6 protein-coding genes are annotated in these 6,929 nt (G+C 71.7%); 4 read left to right on the top strand and 2 right to left on the bottom strand.

All coding sequences use genetic code 11. The features are described from left to right. The first annotated feature begins 244 nt into the window (after window positions 1–244). The 4 genes from ACWGJB_RS16450 to ACWGJB_RS16435 all read left to right on the top strand — a co-directional run bounded on the left by ACWGJB_RS16450 (window position 245) and on the right by ACWGJB_RS16435 (window position 3,758). Window positions 245–1,213, top strand: coding sequence for an acetylxylan esterase (locus ACWGJB_RS16450; protein ID WP_453380847.1), 969 nt, complete (start codon window positions 245–247; stop codon window positions 1,211–1,213). Window positions 1,214–1,233: 20 nt separating this feature from the next. Continuing rightward, window positions 1,234–1,638: a nuclear transport factor 2 family protein gene (locus tag ACWGJB_RS16445; protein ID WP_453380846.1), complete on the top strand. Its 405-nt coding sequence runs from the start codon at window positions 1,234–1,236 to the stop codon at window positions 1,636–1,638. 89 nt (window positions 1,639–1,727) lie between these two features. Continuing rightward, window positions 1,728–2,894: a serine hydrolase domain-containing protein gene (locus ACWGJB_RS16440; RefSeq protein WP_453380845.1), complete on the top strand. Its 1,167-nt coding sequence runs from the start codon at window positions 1,728–1,730 to the stop codon at window positions 2,892–2,894. Between the two features lie 120 nt (window positions 2,895–3,014). After that, window positions 3,015–3,758 carry a GntR family transcriptional regulator gene (locus tag ACWGJB_RS16435; protein ID WP_453380844.1) on the top strand — a complete coding sequence of 248 codons (744 nt, stop codon included), beginning with the start codon at window positions 3,015–3,017 and terminating at the stop codon, window positions 3,756–3,758. Here the strand turns inward: ACWGJB_RS16435 and ACWGJB_RS16430 are convergent. Beyond that, the gene (locus ACWGJB_RS16430) at window positions 3,728–4,486 is read right to left on the bottom strand and encodes a class I SAM-dependent methyltransferase (protein WP_453380843.1); all 759 of its coding nucleotides are present in this window, start codon (window positions 4,484–4,486) and stop codon (window positions 3,728–3,730) included. The two genes, ACWGJB_RS16435 and ACWGJB_RS16430, sit on opposite strands and share 31 nt — an antisense overlap. A gap of 187 nt (window positions 4,487–4,673) precedes the next feature. Then, window positions 4,674–6,581, bottom strand: coding sequence for a hypothetical protein (locus ACWGJB_RS16425; RefSeq protein WP_453380842.1), 1,908 nt, complete (start codon window positions 6,579–6,581; stop codon window positions 4,674–4,676). Window positions 6,582–6,929: the final 348 nt, after the last annotated feature.

Here is a 6,929-nt window from a genome sequence, read left to right as displayed (position 1 = left end):
ACCCCCGCCCCCCCCCCCCCCACCGCCCCGGGCGCCCCCCCCCCCCGGGGCGCCCCCGCCGCGGGGGGCGGGGGGCGGGCCCCCCCCCCCGCGACGGGCAGCCTGGCGCCCCTGACCAGCGGATCGACGGCCGTGGGCATGGGGTCACGGTAGGCGCCGGGCGCTGCGGAAGCCTGGCGACCCGTCCGATGACCGACGTACGGTGTGATCATCCGCACGATCCCTTCGCCAAAGGCGGTTGTTGATGGCTCTGTTCGACCTTCCCTTCGACGAACTCCGTGAGCACCGCAGTGCGTCGGTGGCGCCCGAGGACTTCGACGCCTTCTGGTCCAAGACGCTTCAGGAGGCTCGCGAGCACGATCTCGACGCCCGCTTCGAGCCGGTCGACACCGGGCTGTCCACGGTCGACGTGTACGACGTGACGTTCGCCGGGTTCGGCGGCCACCCGGTCAAGGGCTGGCTGCGACTGCCGGCCGGGGCCACCGGACCGCTGCCCCTGATCGTCGAGTTCATCGGCTACGGCGGCGGCCGCGGCCTGGCGCACGAGAACCTGCTGTGGGCGTCGACCGGGCGGGCGCACTTCGTGATGGACACCCGCGGCCAGGGCAGTGCCTGGGGCGGCGGGGGCGGCACCGCCGACCCGGTGGGCGGCGCGCCGGCGTTCCCCGGGTTCATGACGCGGGGCATCGACGCGCCCGAGAACTACTACTACCGCCGGGTGTACACGGATGCGGTCCGGGCGATCGAGGCGGCCCGCTCGCACCCGCTCACCGACGCGGCGCGGACGGTGGCGCTCGGCGCCAGCCAGGGCGGCGGGATCACCATCGCGGTCGGCGGCCTGGTCCCGGACCTGGTCGCGGTGGCGCCGGACGTGCCGTTCCTGTGCGACTTCCCGCGCGCCGTCTCCCTGACGGACCGTCACCCATACCGCGAGATCGCCCTGTTCCTCAAGACACACCGCGGCCGCTCGGCGGACGTCCAGCGCACCCTGTCCTACTTCGACGGTGTGCACTTCGCGGCGCGCGGCCGGGCCCCGGCGCTGTTCTCGGCGGCCCTGGAGGACCAGACCTGCCCGCCGTCCACGGTGTTCTCGGCCTTCAACGCCTGGGCGCACGAGGACAAGGAGATCGAGGTGTACGACTTCAACGACCACGAGGGCGGCGGTCCGTACCACGAGGCGGCGAAGCTGAGCTGGCTGCGCACCTACGCCTGAGAGACGGAGGAGCGCCGGAGATGGACACGCGCGAGGCCGCCGAACGGTTCGTCCGGGTCTGGGAGCGGGGCTGGGCCGCGCACGACGTGGACACGCTGCTCGCCCTGTACGCCGAGGAGTGCGTGCACCGCTCGATGCCGTTCCGCGAGCCGCACCGGGGCCGGGACGCGCTCGCCGCGTATCTGCGCTGGTCGTTCGAAGGGGAACGGGTGACGGACGTGCGGTTCTTCGCGCCTCTGGTCGGGCCCGACGGGGTCGCGGTGGCCGAGTTCCGGGTGTTCTCCGAGGAGAGCGGTACGGCGGTCACGCTGGCCGGGTGTGTGTTCGTGCGTTTCGACGGGCAGGGTCTGGCGGTGGAGAGCCGCGACTACTGGCACACCGCTGAGGGGCACCAGGAGCCGTACGAGGGTCTCTTCCTCCGCTGACCTTCCCTCCAGTCCGACCAGTCGGTACGTTCAGGATGCCCGGACCGCAGCGTCGTGGTCCGGGTTTTCCGGCGTACGACGGAGGACGCATGTCCGAGCACGAGCCACCGGTCCACGGTCACTGCGAGCCGCGTTTCGCGGCGGTGCGAGAGGCCTTCGAGGAGAACTTCCGGGACCGGGAGGAGCTGGGCGCCGCCGTGGCGGTGACGGTCGACGGCGAGACGGTCGTGGATCTGTGGGGCGGCTGGGCGGACCCGGAACGCGGCCGCCCGTGGGTGCGGGACACCCTGGTGAACGTCTGGTCGACGACCAAGGGCCCGGTGGCCCTGTGCGCGCACATCCTGGCCGACCGGGGGCTGCTGGACCTCGACGCGCCGGTGGCCGACTACTGGCCCGAGTTCGCGGCGGCGGGCAAGGAGCGGGTCCTCGTCCGGCATCTGCTCTCGCACCGCGCCGGACTGTCCGGCCTGCGCGAGCCGCACTCGCTCGAGCAGCTGTACGACTGGGAGCTTACGACCGCCCGGCTGGCGGCGACGGAGCCCTGGTGGGAGCCGGGAACCCGGTCCGGGTATCACGCGATGACCTACGGTTTCCTGGTCGGCGAGGTGGTGCGCCGGGTGTCCGGGCTGCTGCCGGGGGCGTTCCTGGAGCGGGAGGTGACCGGGCCGCTGGGCATCGACTTCACCGTGGGGCTGCCGGAGAAGGAGTCCGGGCGGGCGGCGGTACTGGACCATCCACGGGTCACGTCCGACAGTGAACAGGCTGCGATCTTCAGCCAGTTGACGCCGGCCGCGGTAGCGGCCCTGGCCAACCCCGGGGTGGGCGCGTCCGCGGCGAACACACCGGAGTGGCGGGCGGCCGAGATCCCGGCGGCCAACGGTCACGGCACGGCCCGGGCGGTGGCCGCGCTGTACGGCGTGTTCGCGGGCCGGGGCGAGTACGGCGGCCTGCGCCTGCTGTCGCCGGAGGCGGCCGAGCGGGTGCGCGAGGGGCAGGGCAGCTGCCGTGACCTGGTGCTCGGGGCGGGTTTCGAGCACGAGACCGAGGTGGCGCTCGGCCTGTGGCTGAGTGGGGCGAACGGCTCCTACGGGCCGAACCCGCGGGCATTCGGCCACGACGGGTTCGGCGGTTCGTGCGGGCTGGCCGACCCGGAGGCGGGGGTCTCGCTGGGGTACGTGATGAACCGGATGGGGCCACGGATCGCGGATGATCCACGGAAGACGGCCCTGGTGAACGCCCTCTACGCGAGTCTGTGAGGCCGGTTCGGTTTCGGCCGAACCTGTGAGCCGCCCTTCCCTGATGGTTTAGACCAATGCTAGATCTGGTCGCGCAATGAGCCCGCACGGCTACGTCTTGTCACCAACAGGAGGCGCGGCATGGCCCGCACCACCCACCACGACCACTCCGACAGCGAAGGGCAGCCCCTGTACGGGCGGATCGCTGCACAGCTGCTCGGCGAGCTGCGCGCCGGTACCATCCCGCCGGGCGAACGACTGCCGGGGGAAAGACAGTTGGCACAGCACTTCGGCGTCAGCCGGGAGACCGTCCGGCAGGCACTGGAAGTGCTGCGCCACAGCGGCCTGGTCGCCACCGACCGGCGCGGCAGTCACGCCAGGCTGCACGGCCGGCCGGTGGAGAGCCCGGTCTCCCTGGCGTTCCCGGTGGGCGCCGGGACCACGGAGCACGGTGCGGTCGACCGGGCCACGGTGACCTGGGAGGAGCCACCGCCGCAGCACGCGGCGGCACTCGGCCTCGCCCCGCACCGGCCGACCCTGGTCCACCGCTACGAGTCCGCCTCCCCCGACGGCCGCGCCCTGCGCACCGCGGTGACCTCCTTCTCGGCCGTCGCACTGACGGAGGTCGAGGAACTCGGCCGCTATCGGGACCGGGCCGACGGTACGGCCGCCGCCCAACTGCGGCGGGCCTACGACTGGATGCGCAAGGCCGGCCTCACCCTGCACCACCGGGACTCGATCAGCCAGATCGCGGACGCGGCCTCGGTCCTGGTGACCCGCCGGGTGCACGACCAGTACGCCCGACCGCTGGAGATCACCGACCTCGTGGTGGACGCCCAGCAGGACACACTGGTCTACGAGTTCACGGTCCCGGCCGCGGGCTGACCTTCGCCGGCCTTCCTGGCCACGACGAGCCGGGCGCGCGGACTGTCGTCCTCGCGCCGGCCGAACTCGGGCAGCGCGCACAGCTGCACCGAGAACCCCGCCCGCTCCAACTCCTCCAATACGAAGCCGAGTCGGAAGGCCCGGTAGTACATGACGAACGACGGCCGCCACAGGGCGTTGCGCACCCGCATCACGGCGTCGAAGCCGAGCAGCATCCAGAACCCGAGGCCGGTCGGGCGGGGCGGCGCCAGCACCGGGAAGGCGAAGGTGCCGTCCGGCCGCAGTACCGAGTGGACCTGGCCGAAGAGGCCGGGCAGCTCCCGGGGCAGGAAGTGCCCGAACGCCCCGAAGCTGACGACCAGGTCGAAGGCGGGCCCGAACGGCAGGGCCCGGGCGTCCGCACGCACCCAGCGGACGTCCGGCCCGTCGGGCGGGGGCAGCCGCCGGGCGATGTCGAGCATGCCGGCGCTGAAGTCGACGCCGGTGACGCTGCTCCGGCACACCTGGGCCAGCACGTCCAGACCGGCGCCGGTACCGCAGCACAGGTCGAGGCCGTCCGTGAACGGGCCGAGCGGGGTGAGTGCCTTGGCGACCGACTCCAGGACCGGGTCCGGGGTCCGGAAGGGGGTGTGGTCGAACTTCGGGGCCAGCAGGTCGTAGCCGCGCTCGACCGAGGACAGGGCCTGGACGGTGAGCTCGCGGAGACTCGGGCCATCGGGGCTGAACATCCGGCCAGCCTACGGGAGCGACCGGCGCCGGACACGGCGAAGGCGCGGCCCGTACGACGGGCCGCGCCTTCGGACGGGTGGTGTCACGCCACAGCACCGGATGTCATGCCACGGCACCGGACCTCACGCCATGGTGCGCCGGATGTCATGCCACGGCGCCAGGCCTTGCGCCATGGTGCCCTGGGTGTCACGCCACGGTGAGTGTCAGGGCGCCCGTGTAGGTGGAGCCGGCGGTGAGGGCGGTCTCGGTGCCGTCCACGGTCAGCTTCACCGTCCTGCCGCGCGGCGCCCGCACGGCCGCGTCGGCGGCGAGGGTGAGGCTGGTCAGGTGCGAGGTGCCGGTGACCGTCCAGGTCGAGCCGCTGTTCAGCCGGACGACGACGCCGTTGTTGACGGCGGCCTGCACGGTGTTGGTGACGATGCCCAGCTCGTAGAAGGTGGACGAGTCGATCGAGGACACCCGGTGCCTGGCCCTGGTCGCCGAGATGACGCCCTCTACGCCGGAGTCCTCGAAGGTGAGGACCATGTTCCTGCCGCCCCGCACGCCGTTGTAGAAGTCGCCCTTCACCTTGATGGAGCTGAAGGTGGCGGCACCGTCGGTGGAGTGGACGGCGGTGACATTGAAGGAGGAGTCCTTGGCCGGGTCGGTGGTGGGCTCGGTGTAGACGCCGATGTTCATCATCTTGCCGTTGACGTTGACCGGCCCCGGGTCGTCCAGCTCGATCATCTGGAGGATGACACCGTCACGCGGGTTGAGTCGGGCGCCCTGCGAGCCGTCGACCGATATCGCCGTCTGCTGGCCCTTGTTGAGGAAGGTGGCCCGCTCGGAGTTGACGACCGTACCGCCGTCCAAGGTGAGTTGGCTGGCACCGAAGAACATGTATCCGAAATGACCGGAGTTCACGACCGTGCTGCGTACCGGCACGCTCGCCAACTCCGCCTTGGACAGGCCCAGTTCCAGTTCGGTGTTGAGCGCGGCGACCGCCTCGCGGGTGCTGTCGCCGTAGTGCACGACGGCGGCCGGTCCGGCGATGATCGTCGCGTAGGAGCCGACGTCGAAGCGGGAGCCGAGCACGCGGACGGTGGCGTCGCCGATGGCATAGGTGCCGTAGCCGTAGTCGCCGGTGTTGCCGACATGGCTGTTGATCGCGGTCAGCTTCAGCCCGCTGCCGCCCTCCACCGACAGTGCACCCCAGGTCTCCGAGAAGACGGTCGAGTTGAGGTAGGTGGCGATGCTGTCCTTGCCGATCAGGTTGGTGGCACGGACGTTGCCGTCGAGGCCGAGCATCCAGGGCACGGACTCCATGTACGGGGTCTCGACGGTGGCCTGGTAGTCGGCGGGCAGGACGCCGTTGCGGGCCCGCAGGAAGGAGTCCTTGACGAGGACGTTGGCGCCGTTGTCGGCGATGACGGTGGTACGGACCACGCCCCTGTTGCTGATCCGGGCGCCGTCCACGACCAGCCTGGTCGCGGAGCCGTCGCCGACCACGGCCGCGCCGTACCCGGCGAAGTCCGAGCGACCGTTGCCGTCGAGGGTGATGGTGGGGCTCTGCAGGGTGTAGCTGCCGCTCTCCACGTAGACGCCGTTGAAGCACTCGCCGGTGGACGCGATCGACACGTTGCGGGCGGCCGTGTCGGTGACCTTGCCGCCGCGTACGGCGGACAGCACGGACTTCGCGGCGTCGACCCCGTCGGAGCCGACGTACAGAGCCTGCCGGAACGGGAAGGTCAGCGTCTGGTAGGTGACGTCGTTGGACCCGGCGACCGTGAGGACGACGTCGCCGCGGTAGGTGCCGGCCTGGACGAGGGTCGCGGTGCCGCCGGTCGCGGTGAGCAGCTGGCCGGTCTCCACGCCGTCGACGGTGAGGCTGATGTCGTACCCGTCCGGGGCGACGATCCTGCCGCCGGCGCCGATGGTCAGCCGGCTGACCCTGGTGGTCGCGGCGAGTTCGCAGGTCTCCCCGGCGCCGACGGAGAGCGTGCTGCCCGACGCCTTCGGCGCCGCGGTGGCGGTGCCGGAGGCGGCCGGAACAAGCACGGCCGCCGTTGCGGCGGAACCGGCGATCAGGAAGGAGCGTCGAGATGTCAGCGTCATTGCAGGCCTTTCCACGGTGGAGTGCACAGTCGCGCAGAGTCACGAGTCGCCCGTCGGAACCGAGGCGACGAAGGCACTTGAGGTGTGCAGGTGGGAGTGAAGCAGCCTGCGGAAACCCGGGACAGGCCTCGCACACACGCATCCCGGAACCCGATGCCTTCGATCGTCACGCTCACTTGACAGCGACTACACAGAGTGGCCACAGTCCATGGCGGTGGGTACGCACGACGGGGGGGGGGGGGGGCCCCCCCCCCGGCCCCGCGGCGGTTTTTCCCGGGGGTTTTACGCGGGGCGTTCATACCCCGCCTCAGGTGCTTGTGGCCCCCGCACACGCGCGGGCTCGCGGGG

Source organism: Streptomyces sp. NPDC054813 (assembly GCF_053611365.1).
This window is presented reverse-complemented; position numbering and strand designations above follow the sequence as displayed.

Excerpts from the sequence above, each read along its gene's own strand:
- ACWGJB_RS16440 (WP_453380845.1), top strand. The coding sequence starts at position 1,728 with ATGTCCGAGCACGAGCCACCGGTCCACGGTCACTGCGAGCCGCGTTTC.
- ACWGJB_RS16430 (WP_453380843.1), bottom strand. The coding sequence starts at position 4,486 with ATGTTCAGCCCCGATGGCCCGAGTCTCCGCGAGCTCACCGTCCAGGCC.
- ACWGJB_RS16450 (WP_453380847.1), top strand. The coding sequence starts at position 245 with ATGGCTCTGTTCGACCTTCCCTTCGACGAACTCCGTGAGCACCGCAGT.
- ACWGJB_RS16445 (WP_453380846.1), top strand. The coding sequence starts at position 1,234 with ATGGACACGCGCGAGGCCGCCGAACGGTTCGTCCGGGTCTGGGAGCGG.
- ACWGJB_RS16425 (WP_453380842.1), bottom strand. The coding sequence starts at position 6,581 with ATGACGCTGACATCTCGACGCTCCTTCCTGATCGCCGGTTCCGCCGCA.
- ACWGJB_RS16435 (WP_453380844.1), top strand. The coding sequence starts at position 3,015 with ATGGCCCGCACCACCCACCACGACCACTCCGACAGCGAAGGGCAGCCC.